The organism is Herbidospora sp. NBRC 101105, from assembly GCF_030269205.1.
Taxonomy (GTDB): domain Bacteria; phylum Actinomycetota; class Actinomycetes; order Streptosporangiales; family Streptosporangiaceae; genus Herbidospora; species Herbidospora solisilvae.
The window spans coordinates 810,491-824,069 of sequence record NZ_BSSX01000002.1; the positions used below are offsets into that span (position 1 = coordinate 810,491).

13 protein-coding genes are annotated in these 13,579 nt (G+C 72.2%); 5 read left to right on the forward strand and 8 right to left on the reverse strand.

The features are described from left to right. Positions 1 to 130 precede the first annotated feature (130 nt). Positions 131 to 613: a MarR family winged helix-turn-helix transcriptional regulator gene (locus QSK34_RS12550; RefSeq protein WP_285583433.1), complete on the reverse strand. Its 483-nt coding sequence runs from the start codon at positions 611 to 613 to the stop codon at positions 131 to 133. Between the two features lie 113 nt (positions 614 to 726). Here QSK34_RS12550 and QSK34_RS12555 point away from each other — a divergent pair, with 113 nt between their 5' ends. After that, positions 727 to 1,659 carry an NADP-dependent oxidoreductase gene (locus QSK34_RS12555; protein WP_285583434.1) on the forward strand — a complete coding sequence of 311 codons (933 nt, stop codon included), beginning with the start codon at positions 727 to 729 and terminating at the stop codon, positions 1,657 to 1,659. A gap of 507 nt (positions 1,660 to 2,166) precedes the next feature. Here QSK34_RS12555 and QSK34_RS12560 read toward each other — a convergent pair. Beyond that, entirely contained in the window at positions 2,167 to 2,664 is a 498-nt protein-coding gene (locus QSK34_RS12560) for a DUF3145 domain-containing protein (RefSeq protein ID WP_161478879.1), read from the reverse strand. Between the two features lie 310 nt (positions 2,665 to 2,974). On the opposite strand from QSK34_RS12560, the gene QSK34_RS12565 reads away from it, so the two are divergent. Together QSK34_RS12565 and QSK34_RS12570 are read left to right on the forward strand one after the other, a co-directional pair. Then, positions 2,975 to 3,532, forward strand: coding sequence for an RNA polymerase sigma factor (locus tag QSK34_RS12565; RefSeq protein WP_051760487.1), 558 nt, complete (start codon positions 2,975 to 2,977; stop codon positions 3,530 to 3,532). Further along, a complete protein-coding gene (locus QSK34_RS12570; RefSeq protein ID WP_202609738.1) occupies positions 3,522 to 3,983 on the forward strand; it encodes a hypothetical protein in 462 nt (153 codons plus the stop codon). The genes QSK34_RS12565 and QSK34_RS12570 overlap by 11 nt, the downstream gene beginning before the upstream one ends. On the opposite strand, the gene QSK34_RS12575 is transcribed toward QSK34_RS12570, so the two are convergent. Beyond that, a complete protein-coding gene (locus tag QSK34_RS12575; protein WP_285583438.1) occupies positions 3,955 to 4,380 on the reverse strand; it encodes a hypothetical protein in 426 nt (141 codons plus the stop codon). The two genes, QSK34_RS12570 and QSK34_RS12575, sit on opposite strands and share 29 nt — an antisense overlap. 948 nt (positions 4,381 to 5,328) lie before the next feature. Between QSK34_RS12575 and QSK34_RS12580 the strand changes: the two genes are divergently transcribed. After that, a complete protein-coding gene (locus QSK34_RS12580; RefSeq protein ID WP_285583440.1) occupies positions 5,329 to 6,396 on the forward strand; it encodes a CHAT domain-containing protein in 1,068 nt (355 codons plus the stop codon). Positions 6,397 to 6,441: 45 nt separating this feature from the next. Here QSK34_RS12580 and QSK34_RS12585 read toward each other — a convergent pair whose 3' ends face one another. The 5 genes from QSK34_RS12585 to QSK34_RS12605 are packed head-to-tail and all read right to left on the reverse strand — an operon-like array spanning position 6,442 to position 12,509. Next, positions 6,442 to 7,461: an endonuclease/exonuclease/phosphatase family protein gene (locus tag QSK34_RS12585; protein WP_285583442.1), complete on the reverse strand. Its 1,020-nt coding sequence runs from the start codon at positions 7,459 to 7,461 to the stop codon at positions 6,442 to 6,444. Beyond that, positions 7,422 to 8,228 (reverse strand): sulfurtransferase, encoded by an 807-nt coding sequence (locus QSK34_RS12590; protein WP_285583444.1) that lies wholly within the window; start codon positions 8,226 to 8,228, stop codon positions 7,422 to 7,424. The genes QSK34_RS12585 and QSK34_RS12590 overlap by 40 nt, the downstream gene beginning before the upstream one ends. Continuing rightward, on the reverse strand, positions 8,225 to 9,310 hold the full coding sequence (locus QSK34_RS12595) for an alkaline phosphatase family protein (RefSeq protein ID WP_285583997.1): 1,086 nt from the start codon (positions 9,308 to 9,310) through the stop codon (positions 8,225 to 8,227). The genes QSK34_RS12590 and QSK34_RS12595 overlap by 4 nt, the downstream gene beginning before the upstream one ends. Then, positions 9,310 to 9,894 carry a DUF5998 family protein gene (locus QSK34_RS12600; protein ID WP_030454595.1) on the reverse strand — a complete coding sequence of 195 codons (585 nt, stop codon included), beginning with the start codon at positions 9,892 to 9,894 and terminating at the stop codon, positions 9,310 to 9,312. The genes QSK34_RS12595 and QSK34_RS12600 overlap by 1 nt, the downstream gene beginning before the upstream one ends. Before the next feature lie 44 nt (positions 9,895 to 9,938). Beyond that, the gene (locus QSK34_RS12605) at positions 9,939 to 12,509 is read right to left on the reverse strand and encodes a bifunctional acetate--CoA ligase family protein/GNAT family N-acetyltransferase (RefSeq protein WP_285583446.1); all 2,571 of its coding nucleotides are present in this window, start codon (positions 12,507 to 12,509) and stop codon (positions 9,939 to 9,941) included. Positions 12,510 to 12,660: 151 nt separating this feature from the next. Between QSK34_RS12605 and QSK34_RS12610 the strand changes: the two genes are divergently transcribed. After that, positions 12,661 to 13,554, forward strand: coding sequence for a carbohydrate kinase family protein (locus QSK34_RS12610; RefSeq protein WP_285583447.1), 894 nt, complete (start codon positions 12,661 to 12,663; stop codon positions 13,552 to 13,554). Positions 13,555 to 13,579 lie beyond the last annotated feature (25 nt).

Consider the following 13,579-nt stretch of genomic DNA (forward strand, 5'->3'; position numbering starts at 1 on the left):
GGCGCGCCGCCTGCAACGTCCGTCGGCCAGGGCGGGGTCCCTGAAACGCCGGTCGGCTGAATCTACGACGGTGTCTTGAGTCGGGCGGCTGCCGCCGCCCGAAATTTCGGCATATCGGGCTGAGGGAGCGCTACTCGGAGCGCTTCCTGCGGGGGGCGGCCGAGCGTGGCGGCAGGGCGCGCATGTGGTCGCGAACCCGGTTCATCATTGTGCCCAGGGCCTCCACGTCGGCCTCGGCCAGCGGATCGAAGAGCATGCTCCGGACGACCTCCGCATGGCCGGGCAGGACATGTTCGACCAGGTCACGGCCCTTCTGGGTGATGGCGACCTGGATCGCGCGTTCGTCGCCGGGCGACGGGCCGCGCTCGATCAGGCCCGCCTTCTCCAAAAGTCCGGCCTGGTAGGTCAGGCCGCTGCGGCTGTAGACGACGCCGTCGGCGAGTTCCGTCATGGTCAGTGCGCCGGGGCCGTGGGCGAGCCGGGCGAGCAGCTGGAACTGGACGGAGCTGAGGCCGCCCTCCTCGCGGAGCTGCTGCTCGACGTGGTGCTGGAGGAGGCTGACGGCCTCCATGAGGGCGAAGTAGGTGCCCAGCTGCCGGGCGTCGAGCGTCACCCGTCCAACGGTACCGGCCTCTTCGCGATGTGACTGAGGTCACACTTCCAGCGGGATTGCTTTGAACTCGAAGCAAGTTATTCGAATTCGAAGCAACTAGCTACGGAGGAACCATGAAGGCCATCCGCTTCCACCAGCACGGCCCCAGCGACGTCCTCGCCCATGAGGAGACCGACCGTCCGGCGGCCGGGCCCGGCCAGGTCGTCGTCAAGGTCGCCGGAACCTCGTTCAACCCGGTCGACGCCACGATCCGCGCCGGATACCTGCGCGAGGTGTTCCCCGTCGTGTTCCCCGGCATCCCGGGCATCGACGTGTCCGGCACCGTCGCCGAACTCGGCGCCGACGTGACCGGCTGGGCCGTGGGCGACCCGGTCGTGGCGCTCCTGCCGATGTCGGGCGGCGCCGCGGCCGAGTACGTGGCCGTCCCCGCCGACCTCCTGGCCAGAGCGCCCCACTCGGTCGACCTGGCCGACGCCGCGGCGCTCCCTGCGGTGGGGCTGACCGCGTACCAGGCGCTGTTCGAGCACGCGGCCCTCACGGCCGGCGACACCGTTCTCATCAACGGCGGGGGCGGGGCCGTGGGGGGATACGCCGTCCAGCTCGCCGCGGGACACGGCGCCACCGTGACCGCGACGGCCGGGCCGGGGTCGGCCGCCCGCGTCCGCGACCACGGCGCCGCCGAGGTGATCGACTACACCCGCACGCCGCTCGCCGAGGCGGTGGCGGGCCGCCGCTTCGACGTGATCCTCAACCTGGCGCCCACCGGTTCCGAGGAGACGGCGGCCCTGGCTGAGCTGGTGGCCGACGGGGGTGTGCTCGTCAGCACGACCGGGCCCGTCCCGGAGGGTGTGGGACGCGGCGTCCGGGCGGTGCGCATGTTCGTCCGCAGCGACACCGCCCAGCTCACCGACCTCGCGGCCCGGGTCGACGCCGGGACCTTGCGCATTCACGTCGCCGCGCGCCGCCCGCTGACCGATCTGGCGGCCGTACACGACGAGGCGGTCACCGGTCGGCTTCCCGGCAAGACGATCCTGTACCCGGCCTGACGCCACGACGCCCAACCGCGCGGGACAGGGGTCGGATGCCCGACCTGCACCATTTGAGGGCTACGCGCCTCTGCCCGCGAAGGTGGCGAAAGGGTTAGCCTCCCGTCACCCTCATCCCCAGCCAGCATCCGCAATCAGGCGGACACCTGAACCGAAACGATTCCACTAAGCGAGGAGAAGTCCGAAACAGACCGGATGCGGAGACGCCTGAAACTGTCACGGGCAATACCGCCACCTGCCCCCAAGAACCTCAATACGAGCGGCGAGGACCCACGAATGCCTGCTACATGAGACCGCAGTAGCGATCAGCGGGAGGGCGCAGGTCCGTGTGTCCTTACGTTGACGCGCACGTCGCAGGAGGTCACGGCCAGGTACACACGCAGACGCCTCAACGCCCGACGGCAATCACGGCGAGAGGTGACGGCCAGGTAAGGCGGCCCCGGCCCGTGGGCGTGATCAAGGACGGCAGGGCGCGCGGTCAGATGTCCGTCGCGCCCTTTCCGCCCGCTACACGGCCGCGTGGAGCCAGCGGACCGGAGCGCCCTCGCCGGCGTACCGGAAGGACTCCAGTTCCTCGTCCCACTGCTTGCCGAGCAGTTTGTCGAGTTCGTCCTCCAGGACCACGCGTCCCTGGCTGGCCATCAGCATGACGTTCCGGAGGCGGTCCTCCGGGATCAGGATGTCGCCGTTGACGCCGATGGTCGCCGTGAAGGCTCCCAGGGCCGGCGTGTACGCATGGCGGGAGCCGTCGCAGCCCGGCGACGGGTCTTCGGTGATTTCGAAGCGGATGCGCTGCCACCCCATGAGCGAAGAGGTGATCTTGGCGGCGACGCCGGCGGGCCCCTCCCATTCGGCCTGGGCGCGCAGGGCGCCGGGCGCAGCGGGCTGGGGCGTCCACGTCAGGTCGACGGGAACGCCAAGAATGCCTGCGACGGCCCACTCGATGTGTGGGCACAGCGCAGGCTGAGCCGAGTGGACGTACAGGACGCCACGAGCAGCAGCCACCGGACCTCCCGATTCGTACGAGGTGCGCCTTCCCCAACGGCCTCATACTGGGATGATCACAAGTGACTCTAGGAGAGACTACCGTCCGTCGCGGCGAGGCACCAGAGGAGGGTCATACCGATTCCCGCTTGGCCGCCCGGCGAATCGGTCTCTCCTGAAGGCGTAAATCGGCGCGATCGTGGAAGTTGGCCATCCTTCCGGAATTCCGCGATCTCACCGGGCCGCGCCGGACACCATGGTTAGAGTTGCTCACGCAACGCTCCTCTGTCAGCACAGTCGGTGAGGCTGGTGCGGAAAGGGTCAGTGACGCGTGCTTTTCGAGGTCCACGACGAATCGATCCCTCTCGATCTGCTCGACGACCACGCATGGTCCGAGCTGGTCGCCAGCTTCAACGGTCAGATGTGGGCCGTGGCGCGGGCGGCGGGCCTGGGGGCGGCCGACGCGGCCGACGCCGTACAGGGAGCGTGGCTCCGGCTGGTCGAGAGCGTCGACCGCATCCGCGACCCGCGGGCGGTCGGCGCGTGGCTGATGACGACGACGCGGCGCGAGGCGCTGCGGCTCGGCCGCAAGGCCGGGCAGGAGTTCCCGGCCGACCCGCCGGACCTCTACGAACATCCCACCCTGGCGGCGCCCGACCCGACGACGGAGATCGTCGAGGCCGACTACGGGCGCACCCTCTGGTCACGCGTGTCCCGGCTCAGCGAGCCGTGCCGGACCATGCTCCGGCTCTTCGCCCTCAATCCAGATGTACGGTATGCGCAGGTCGCAGCCCGAATGCACCTCCCGGTCGGGAGCGTGGGGCCGACCCGGGCGCGGTGTTCGGCCAAACTCCGGACATTACTCGCGGAGGATCCCCTTGAGTGCTGACGAGGCCGCGCTGGAGACGTACATGCTGGCGGCGATGCGCCTGGCGGCCCAGGCCGACCCCGCACCCGGGCGCCTGGCCGCCGACGCCATGGCCGCGCTCGCGATGCGCCTGCCCGGCTGCGTCGTCGCCACCCCGGCCGACCTGACGGCCGCCTCCGGCGCGCGGGCGGGCGGCAAGCCCCAGATGCACCGGTTCGCGGCCGGCGACACGACCCTCGACGTCGAGACGACCATCACCGAGGGCCGCCTGGAGATCGCCGGCCAGGTGAGCCCGCCGCCCGCGCCCAGCGCCTACGTGGAGGTCCGCACCCCCCACCTGACGAAGGTCCGGGTGCCCTCGGCCGACGGCCAGTTCGCCGTGGCCGGCCTCCCGCCCGGCTGGGTGAGCGTGGCCTACCACCGCCCGAGCGACGCCCCGGTGGTCACCCGCTGGCTGCGTGTCCGCGCCTGAGTCCTACGGCCCGTTCGCGGCGGCCCGGCGCGCCGACATCCTGGCGGCGTTCGACGTCCATCTCACCGCCGAGGATCGCCTGTACGAGTCCCCGGAGCGCCTGGCCCTCACCCGCGCCGAGTTCGCCGCGGCCCTCGTCGGAGCACGCCTGCCCGGCGAGGCCCGGATGCTCCTGGAACTCGCCCTGCCCGACCTGACCTCGACCCGCCCGGCGACCGCCCATGCCCGGCTGCTGCTGGCGACGGTGGAGTTGCTGACGGGCGACGTCCGGCGAGCCGAGGACACGGCCTCGACGGCGCTGACGGAGTTCCGGCGGCTGGGCCGGGCGACGTGGGAACCGCGAGCACGGGACGTGCTGCTGCGGGCACGGCTCGCGCAGCGGGCGGAGAGCGGGCATGAAGACGGGCTTCCGCAGAGGCGGCCGGCTCAGGCGGGCGGGAGCGGGCTCGGAGGAGCGGTGTCGGCTGGGCTGCCGACTCACGGGACCAGGCCCGAAGACGTGTTGAGGCTGGATCAGTCAGCCGAGACAGGGCTTCACCATGGGCGGCCGTCGGGTTGGCAAGCACAGACGGGCGAGACCGGATTCAGTGACGTACCTGGATGGGAGCTGCCACCCGACACGCCGCTCCACGATGGACGGCCGCCGGAGCGACCAGCCCAGGAGGACGGGACCAGGCTCGATGACGTGTTGCGACAGGCCGCGGCAGGGTTCCACGACGGGCTGTCGCCCGGGTTGGGTGCTCGGGCGGGCGAAACCGGGCCCGATGACGGGCTCCTCGGCGAGTGCGCGGCCGGGGCCGACGAGTTGGAGGCTGCGGGATGGCGGTCGGAGGCCGACGAGCTGCGGCTGTTCGCGGTGTCGGCGTTCGTGCGCCGATGCGGTCGTGGGCTCGGCGGGCTGGTGGTGGCGCAGCGGATGCTGGACCAGGTTTGGGACGGGTCGGGTTGTGCGGCCATGCGGTTCCACGCCGAAGCGTTGCGGCGATGGGCAGGCGGCGCTCTCGGCGAGGCGCTCGAACTGGCCCAACGAGGGTTCACCGAATCGCTCCGGGAGATGGCACGGCTGGCTTCGGACACGGCTGCCGAAAATGTCACTGAGACGCCGGGTTCGACGCCTCTGCCGATGAGCCGGCATCGTGACCCGAGGGCTGGAGATCCCGATGGAGAAGCCACTCCCGCTTGCGGCGACTTCATCCGGACATCAGACGAGATTTCCAAGCGATATGGCACGGGGACGGATCCTGCGGGGTTCCGCCGCACGACGCCGCCACCGATCCCGGAGCCGGGCCAAGCCATCCGCATGTCCCGAAATTTCGGGACATCGACGCTCGGTGCCGTCCCTCACGTGAAACGGCTCGCCGATGAACGCTGGCGCGCCTCCCGGGTGGCCGAGGACATCGCGACGCTCGGGCTGGAGCTGGCCATCAGGCAGCAGAGCGCCGACAAGGTGCTGCTCTGGTCGGAGCGGTGGCGGGCTCTCGTCAGCGGCGCCGAGCCGGTGGCCGAGCGACCAGAGGTCCTGGTCGAGCTGGTACGCGACCAGGACGCCCTCCACGCCGTCGTCGCCCACCACGACCGGATCTCGTTGCATGGCCTGGGGTCGTTGTCGGCGGTCACCGAGGCGATGGTGCGGATCCGCTACAACCTGCGCAGGAGGAACCTCCGCGACACCCGTCCGGAAGGCGAGGAAGGGCTGTCATCCGGGCTCCTGCGGGAGCTGTCCGCCCTCGACGAAGCCCTGATCCGGCCGCTCGGGCTGCCGCCGGGAGCGGTCAGCGTGGTCCCCACCGTCGCGTTGCACTCCCTGCCCTGGTCACTGCTGCCCTCGTTGCGCGGCCGGGCCGTGTCGGTCGCGCCGTCGGCCGCGCTGGCCGTCGCGCGCCAAGAGGCCGGCGGCCCGGTGGTTGCGCTCGCGGGGCCCGATCTGGCCCATGCAGAAGAGGAGGTGACGGCGGTGGTGGGCGTACACGAGAAAGGCGAGCGGGTGCCCGCCACGCGGGGCGCGCTGCTGGAGGCTCTCGGGCGGGCGGGCATCGTGCACATCGCCGCCCACGGCATCTTCTCCGGGCGGCGGCCGATGATGTCGAGCATCCTCCTGGACGACGGCCCGCTGCTGGTGCACGAGTTCTTCCGCCTGACGCGGGTGCCGCCCCTCGTGGTGCTGTCCTCGTGTGACGCCGGCATGGCCTCGGCCCCCGCCGACGGAGCGGCGTTCGGGCTGGCGGGAGCCTTCCTCGACCGAGGGGCGAGCACGGTGATCGCGGGCATCGTCCCGGTCCGTGACGACGAGGCGGCCCGCCTGATGGTGGAGTTCCACCGGCTGCTCGCCCAAGGAGAGCCCCCGGCTCAGGCCCTCGCGGCGGCGGCCACGACCACCGACGTGCCGGGATTCGCCTGCTTCGGCACCGGTTGATCACCAAGGCGACGAACCGCCCCACGAATCAAGGGGAATCGCCCCCTACTGCGGGCCGGGAAGCTCCAGGTCTGCGAAGACGGCCTTGTGGTCGGTGTCGGAGAGAAGGTGGACCGAGAAGGCGTGGAAAGCCGTCCGGTCATCGGCTATGACGTGGTCGATGGTCACCGGCGGGATGGGCAGCCCGTGGAAGTCACGAGGCAGCACCGGCCACGTCGTGAGAAGGCCCTCGCCGGTCGCTTCGGCCGCGTCACGGTAGCCCGAGTCGAGCAGGTCGCGAACTCTGGCATGGTCGACCGTCGCGTTGAAATCGCCGATCAGGATCTTGGCCGCCCCGCCGGGCCGTGGAAGCGCGTCGAGGCCTTCGCCCCAGCACCGGTGCAGCCGTCCCGTGTAGGGCGCGCACGGATGCACCGACACCAGCTCGACCTTCACGCCGTCGACGTCAAGAAGCCCCATGAGCTGCCCGAATCCGCCGAAGTCGAGCAGCCCCACCCGCGTAGCGGGAAAGCGGGAGTAGATCCCCGACCCGCGTGTCCCCGGCCGGGCCTCCGTCACCCGGTGCGGCAGCAGGGTGTCGATGCCCGCGCGCCTCATCTCCTCCACGGCCGAAGGCGTGAGTTCCTGGAAGGCCACCACGTCGACCCGGAGCTCCCGCACCAGCCGCCCGACCTCCTCGGCGGGCGCCCCGCCCGCCAGCAGGTTCACCGCCAGCACCCGCAGGCGCGGCCCTCCCCCACCGGAAGGGCTCTCCCCCACCATCCGCGGCACCACGATCACCGCGAAGACCAGGCACACGACCAGCGCCGCCCCGCCCGCCACCCACCGGCGGGCCAGCAACGCCAGCACGAGCGCCACCGGCGACGACAACGCCACGTAAGGCGTGAACGCCACCAGTTGCACCCACCCGAACGCCACGTCACCGGGAAATAGCCATAACCCCGCCCAGACGGCGAACACGGCGACGATCAGCCAGATCGCCGCCGTCAGCCAGCCGCGCCGTCGAGCAGGGTCGGGGACGCCGCTCAGGGCCTTTCCACCGGACGGCCCGGGTCGGTGATCCACTCGGACCACGATCCGGCGTACAGGGAGGCCGTGATGCCGGCCGACTCCAGGGCCAGCACCTCGTGAGCGGCCGTCACGCCGCTCCCGCAGTAGGCGCCCACCGGCACGCCCTCGACGACGCCGAGGGTGTTGAAGCGCTCGCGCAGGAACTCGGGACGGTGGAAGCGGCCACCGGGTTCCAGGTTCTCGGTCGTGGGGGCGTTCACCGCGCCGGGGATGTGCCCGGCCACGGGGTCGACGGGCTCGACCTCGCCCCGGTAGCGCTCGGGCGCGCGGGCGTCGAGGAGGACGCCGTCGTCGGCGAGGATCGCGGCCTGGTCGGCGGTGATCAGGGGCATGCCGCCGGGGCGGGCGGTGAAGTCGCCGGGGACCACGTCGGGGGCGTCCTTGGACAACTCTCCGGTCCACGCCTTCAGGCCGCCGTCGAGCACCCGGACGTCGCGGTGCCCGAAGTAGCGCAGGCACCACCACGCGCGGGCGGCGGCCAGGGCGTTCCAGTCGTCGTACACGACGACCGGGCGGCCGTCGGAGACGCCGAGCGACCGCATGGACGCCTCGAACGCGGCGGCGGAGGGCAGCGGGTGACGCCCGCCCTTGCCGGCGGGGGCGGCCAGGACGGTGTCGAGGTCGCAGTAGACCGCGCCGGGGATGTGGCCGAGGGCGTAATCGGCCGGGCCGGGCGGGCCGCCGAGGCGCCAGCGCACGTCGAGGACGGTGACCCCGCCCAGCGCGTCGGCGAGGTCGGCGGCGGTGATCAGTGGGCTCATCGGCGGATCTCCAGGAAGGGCACGTTCTGTTCGGCGGGAGTGAGCGACCCGTGATAACCGGTCATCGACCACTCCAGCGGTTCTTTTCCGGACGACGCGATCACACACTCCCCGTCGGCCACGGCGACGACGTCGCCGACCCGGCCGAGCAGGGCGGGGTCGACCGGGCCGAACCAGCCGGCGTCGACCGCCTCTTCGCGGGTGGCGACCCTGGCGCGGTCGCCGAGCACCGAACGCCACGTCTGGAGGACCGCGCCGGCGGCGCCGGGGACCGTGTAGAGGTGGCGCAGCCGGGCCTCGCCGCCGACCAGGGCGACGCCCTCGGTGAGCTCGGGGTGGTGGTCGAGGTCGACCTTGTCGGTGGCGTTGATCATGCCGTGGTCGGCGGTGACGTAGAGGACCCCGCCGGGCGGCAGCGCCGCGGCCAGGCGTTCGGCCAGGCCGTCGACGATCGTGAGCTGGTCGAGCCATTCGGGCGAGCCCCAGCCGGTCATGTGGCCCATCGCGTCGAGCTCGCCGTAATAGCAGGTCACGTAGGCCCTGGGGGTCGCGCGCAGGGCGGCGTGCACGCCCGCGACCCGCTCGTCGAGGGTGTCGGCCGGGACGTAGCGAACGCCCCGGTAGACCGCCTCGGTGAGGCCGGCGCCGTCGAAGGCGGCCGGGGCGACGTAGGAGGAGGCGACGTCGAGGCGGGCCAGCCGCTGGAACACGGTGTCGACGGGCTGCCAGGTCAGCGGGTCGACGGGCGGGCCGTCGGTCTTCCAGCGCAGGCAGTTGAGCAGCCGGTTCTCGCCGGGCACCGCGACGGTGATGCCGAGCATGCCGTGGTTGCCCGACAGGACGCCGGTCCCGATGGTCGCCAGGCTGGTCGGGGTCGACGACGGCAGGCCGGCCGTGAGCACCCGGGAGAGCGCCGCAGACAGGAACGGCGCCCGGGACGGGTGGGCGGCGAGCAGGTCGGCGCCCATGCCGTCGACGATGAGCAGGCACACCTTCTCGGCCGGGTCGAGCCCCAGAGTGCCGCCGCCGGCTCCGTCGAAGGTGGCGTGGACGGAACCGGCGATGTCGGCGAGGGTGGCCATCACGTGCGCGCCGTCGCCTCCGACAGGGCGCGGGCGAAGGCCAGGACGTGGCGCACGGCCTCGGGACCGTCGGCGGCCTCGCTGACGCGGAGCTGGAGGTCGTCGGCGGTGATCGAGCCGGTGTAGCCGTGGTCGGCCTCGCAGTTCTCGTCGCCGCAGGTGGCGGGTTCGAGGTCGACGTGGGAGATGGCGCCCCAGCCGATGGTCAGCGTGACCTCGCTGGGGGCGACGCCGGGCGAGTAGGACGCGGGGTCGGGGACGAGCCGGGTGAGCGCGACGGACTGGACCCGGCTCAGCCGGACCGCCTCGGTGGTCGTCGACGCGTGGGAGGCGGGGTTTCCCTCGGCGGGCGGGTGTTCGTCGGTGTGGCAGACGAGCAACCGGGTGGGCGACAGCACCAGGACCGTGACATGCCGGCGCACTTCCATGGCCGGGTCGAACGTGGCCTCGTGGTGGACGACGTAGGCGCTGACGCTCTCCTTGCCCAGGGCGGAATCGACGGCGTCGGCGACCAGGTCGGGGTAGTAGCCACTTCGGTCGATGGCCTCGCGCAGACCTGCAGCCGAGACTCGGGTATCCCTCATGGGACCATCCTGCCCTGTCAAGCACCCTGATTTCACCGGGGCTGTCAGGATGGCAATCGTCGCGGACCCACGTCCGGCCGGGGCCCGGTGACGGCCTTCAGCACCGCCCGTGCGCCCAATACGTGGACACCGTTCTCACCCACCAAGACCGGGTCCAGGCGCAGCGCCGCGACCTGCGGATGCGCGTCGGCCAGCCGTCCGATCCGGCACAGCAGCTCCTCCAGATCGGCCACCGCCACGGGCGGATAACCGTGCGCGCCGAACAGCAGCGGGGCGGCCTTGGGCGCCCGGACCAGCGCGGCGGCGTCTTCAGCTGTCAGCGGAGCGAGCCGGTGGGCGTCGTCGCCGAGCAGCCGGGCGGCGATCTCGCCCAGCCCGAACGACACGACGGCCCCGAAGTCGCGGTCCTGCACCGAGGTGATCACCGTCGGCACGGCCGGTTGCGGCGCCATGCGCTGGACCGCCAGCCGGGGCCCGAACACCTCTTCCAGGTCCGTGTACGCCCGCGCCACCGCGCCCCCGTCGGGCAGGGCCAGGCGGACCGTCCCGGCGCGGCCGGTGCCGTCCCACTTGACCACCACGGGATAGCCGAGCCGCCCGGCCGCCGCGACGGCCTCCTCGGGCGAGGTCACCGTCTCCGACGGCCAGACCTCGACGCCGTAGGCCCGCAGGAGATCGGCTGCGTCGATCTCGACCGGTTCCTCGGCGGCCCGGCAGACGATCTCCCGGGCGGCGGCCACGTCGATCCCGCCGAGTTCGGGGACGGCGCCCTCGACGCCGCGGCGCCACTGCGCATGGCGTACCGCCAGGGCCAGGGCCCGCACCGCCTCCTCGGGCGCCGGATAGGACGGGATCGAACCCCGTGCGGGACCCTCTCCCGGCGCGCGCAGCGCGGCCGGGACCCCGGCCTCGCCCCGGAAGGTGGCCAGCACCGGCTTGCCGCCCTCCCCCGCGACCCGGACCAGCTCGGCGGCGACCTCGGCGTCGGGGCCGGGGCCGGGCGGCATGTAGACGACCACGGCGGCGTCGACGTCCGGGAGGACCGAGGACAGGGCCGCGCCGAACTCCGCGGCCCCGGCGCGGGCGCCGAGGTCGGCGGTCGAGGGGGCCAGGCCCGCGCTGACGCAGGCGTGGGCGGCCAGCCGGGCCAGGGCGTCGGAGTTGCTGACGATCCCGACGCGCGGCCCCTCGGGGAGGGGCTGGCAGGCGAGCAGCTGGGCGACGTCGAAGAGCTGGGTGAGGTCGTCGACCCGGATCACCCCGGCCTGCTCGAACAGCGTCGACACCGCGCCGTCGGGCAGCCCGAACTCGGCGGCCTGCGACTTCACCGCCACGATCGGCTTGGTGCGGGAGATTCGCCGGGCCAGCCGGGTGAACTTGCGCGGGTTGCCCATCGACTCCAGATAGAGGAGGACGACCTCGGTCGCGGGGTCCTCCTCCCAGTACTGGAGCAGGTCGTTGCCGGACACGTCGGCCCGGTTGCCGGCGGAGACGAAGATGGAGATGCCGAGGCCGCGCTGGTCGACGCGGTGCAGCAGGGCGGTGCCGAGGGCGCCCGACTGGCTGAAGAAGCCGATGCGCCCGCGTGCGGGCAGCCGTTCGGCCAGGGTGGCGTTGAGCCTGATCGACCGGTCGGTGTTGGCGATGCCGAGGCAGTTGGGCCCGACGACCCGCATGCCGTAGGCGCGGGAGATGCGCACCAGCTCCTGCTCGCGCGCCAGCCCCTCCTCGCCCGTCTCGGCGAAGCCGCTGGAGACCACGACCAGGCCCTTCACCCCTTTCTGGGCGCACTCCTCGACCACGTCCAGCACACTCTCGGCCGGGACGGCCACGACCGCGAGGTCGACCTCCCCGTCGATCGCGGCCATGTTCTTGTACGCCCGCACCCCCGCGACCGCCCGCACCTCCCTGTGCACCGGGTAGACCGGCCCGGTGAACTCGGCCCGGAGCAGGTTGCGCAGCACGGTCTGCCCGATCCCGCCCGGCTCCCGGCTGGCCCCGATGACGGCGACCGACTCGGGCTTGAGCAGCCGGGCGATCGACCGCGCCTCGGCCCGGTGCTCCCGCCCGGTCACCACCTCGACGGAGTCGGGGGTGCTCGCGAGGTCGAGGGTCATCCGGACGACGCCGTCCTCGAACGTGCTCTGCGCGGTGTATCCGGCCTGCCGGAACATCTGGGTCATCCGGTGGTTGGCGGGCAGCACGTCGGCGATGAACGTCCGGATGCCGCGCTCGCGGGCGGCGGCGCGCAGGTGTTCGAGCAGCACCGCGGCGAGCCCGCGCCCCTGGTGGGCGTCTTCGACGAGGAAGGCCACCTCCGCGTGGTCGGCGGGCTTGACCCGGTCGTAACGGACGACCGCCACCATCTCCGTTCCGATGGTGGCGATGAGGGCGAGCCGGTCGTTGTAGTCGACCGTCGTGAAGCGGGTCACCTCGCGGTCCGAGAGGCGCGGACGGGGGCCGAAGAAACGGAAGTAGATCGACTGGGCGGAGAGGCGGGAGTAGAAGGAACGCAACAGTTCGGCGTCATCGGGGCGGATGGGCCGCAGGTGAGCGGTGCCGCCGTCGGAAAGGACGACGTCGGCCTCCCAGTGCGGCGGATACGCGAGTTCCACCTTTCGAGGGTATCTGTGCACAAACGCGGTGGTTGGGCAACGGATGTGCATCGACTGTGTACGAGTGTCCGCCTCACCCCCCACGAAGCTTGCGGAAGCTGTTAAGTTTCCGGGGTCAGCGTCGAATTGCAGTAAGCAAGGTGGTGACATCATGACGCGGGTCGTCGTGGTGGGCGATCTCATGACCGACGCGGTCGCCCGCGCCAGGTATCCGCTCGCCCGGGCAAGCGACACTCCGGCCGTGGTGACCATGCACGGTGGCGGCTCCGGAGCCAACATCGCGTCGTGGCTCGCCGTCGAGGGTTCCGAGGTCGCCTTCATCGGCCGCCGCGGCGCCGACATCACCGGCCGAAACCGCGACATGGAGCTGATGGGCTACGGCGTCGACGCCCGGCTCGTCATGGATCCCGAGCGCCCCACCGGCACCTGCGTCGTCCTGGTCACCCACAAGGGTGAGCGCACGATGCTCTCCGACCCCGGCGCCAACGCCGCGCTGTCGCCCGAAGACCTGCCCCGCGACCTGTTCACGCAGGGCAGCCACCTGCACATGTCGGGTTACACGCTGATCTGCGAGGGCTCCCGCGACGCCGGTCTGGCCGCCCTCGACCTGGCCCGCCGGGCGGGCATGTCGATCTCGGTCGACTGCGCCTCCTCCGCGCCGGTCGAGCGCACCGGCGCCGAGCCGTTCCTTGAGTGGACCCACGGCGCGAAGCTGCTGTTCGCCAACGTCGACCAGGCCAAGGTGCTGACCGGCCGCGACGAGCCCGAGGCGGCGGCCAAGGTGCTGACCGCCTGGTTCCCTCAGGTCGTGATCAAGTGCAACGCCGACGGCGCGCTCTGGTACAGCAACAACCGGTCCGAGGCCGTCAAGGTCCCGGCCGAGCAGGTCGAGCGGGTCGTCGACGGCACCGGCGCGGGCGACGCGTTCGCCGCCGGGTTCCTGCCGAGCTGGCTCGACGGCAAGCAGCCGTCCGACGCCCTGGCGGCGGGCAACACGCTGGCCGCCAAGTGCCTGGCCAACCTGGGCGCCCGCCCCCGCCTCTAGCCGAAAGTACGCCCGACCGCCGGCC

What these genes read in the sequence shown, in the direction of transcription:
- QSK34_RS12590 (WP_285583444.1), bottom strand. Translation starts at nt 8,228, where the DNA reads ATGAGCCCACTGATCACCGCCGCCGACCTCGCCGACGCGCTGGGCGGG.
- QSK34_RS12610 (WP_285583447.1), top strand. Translation starts at nt 12,661, where the DNA reads ATGACGCGGGTCGTCGTGGTGGGCGATCTCATGACCGACGCGGTCGCC.
- QSK34_RS12575 (WP_285583438.1), bottom strand. Translation starts at nt 4,380, where the DNA reads ATGCCCGCTCTCCGCCCGCTGCGCGAGCCGTGCCCGCAGCAGCACGTC.
- QSK34_RS12600 (WP_030454595.1), bottom strand. Translation starts at nt 9,894, where the DNA reads ATGAGGGATACCCGAGTCTCGGCTGCAGGTCTGCGCGAGGCCATCGAC.
- QSK34_RS12595 (WP_285583997.1), bottom strand. Translation starts at nt 9,310, where the DNA reads ATGGCCACCCTCGCCGACATCGCCGGTTCCGTCCACGCCACCTTCGAC.
- QSK34_RS12555 (WP_285583434.1), top strand. Translation starts at nt 727, where the DNA reads ATGAAGGCCATCCGCTTCCACCAGCACGGCCCCAGCGACGTCCTCGCC.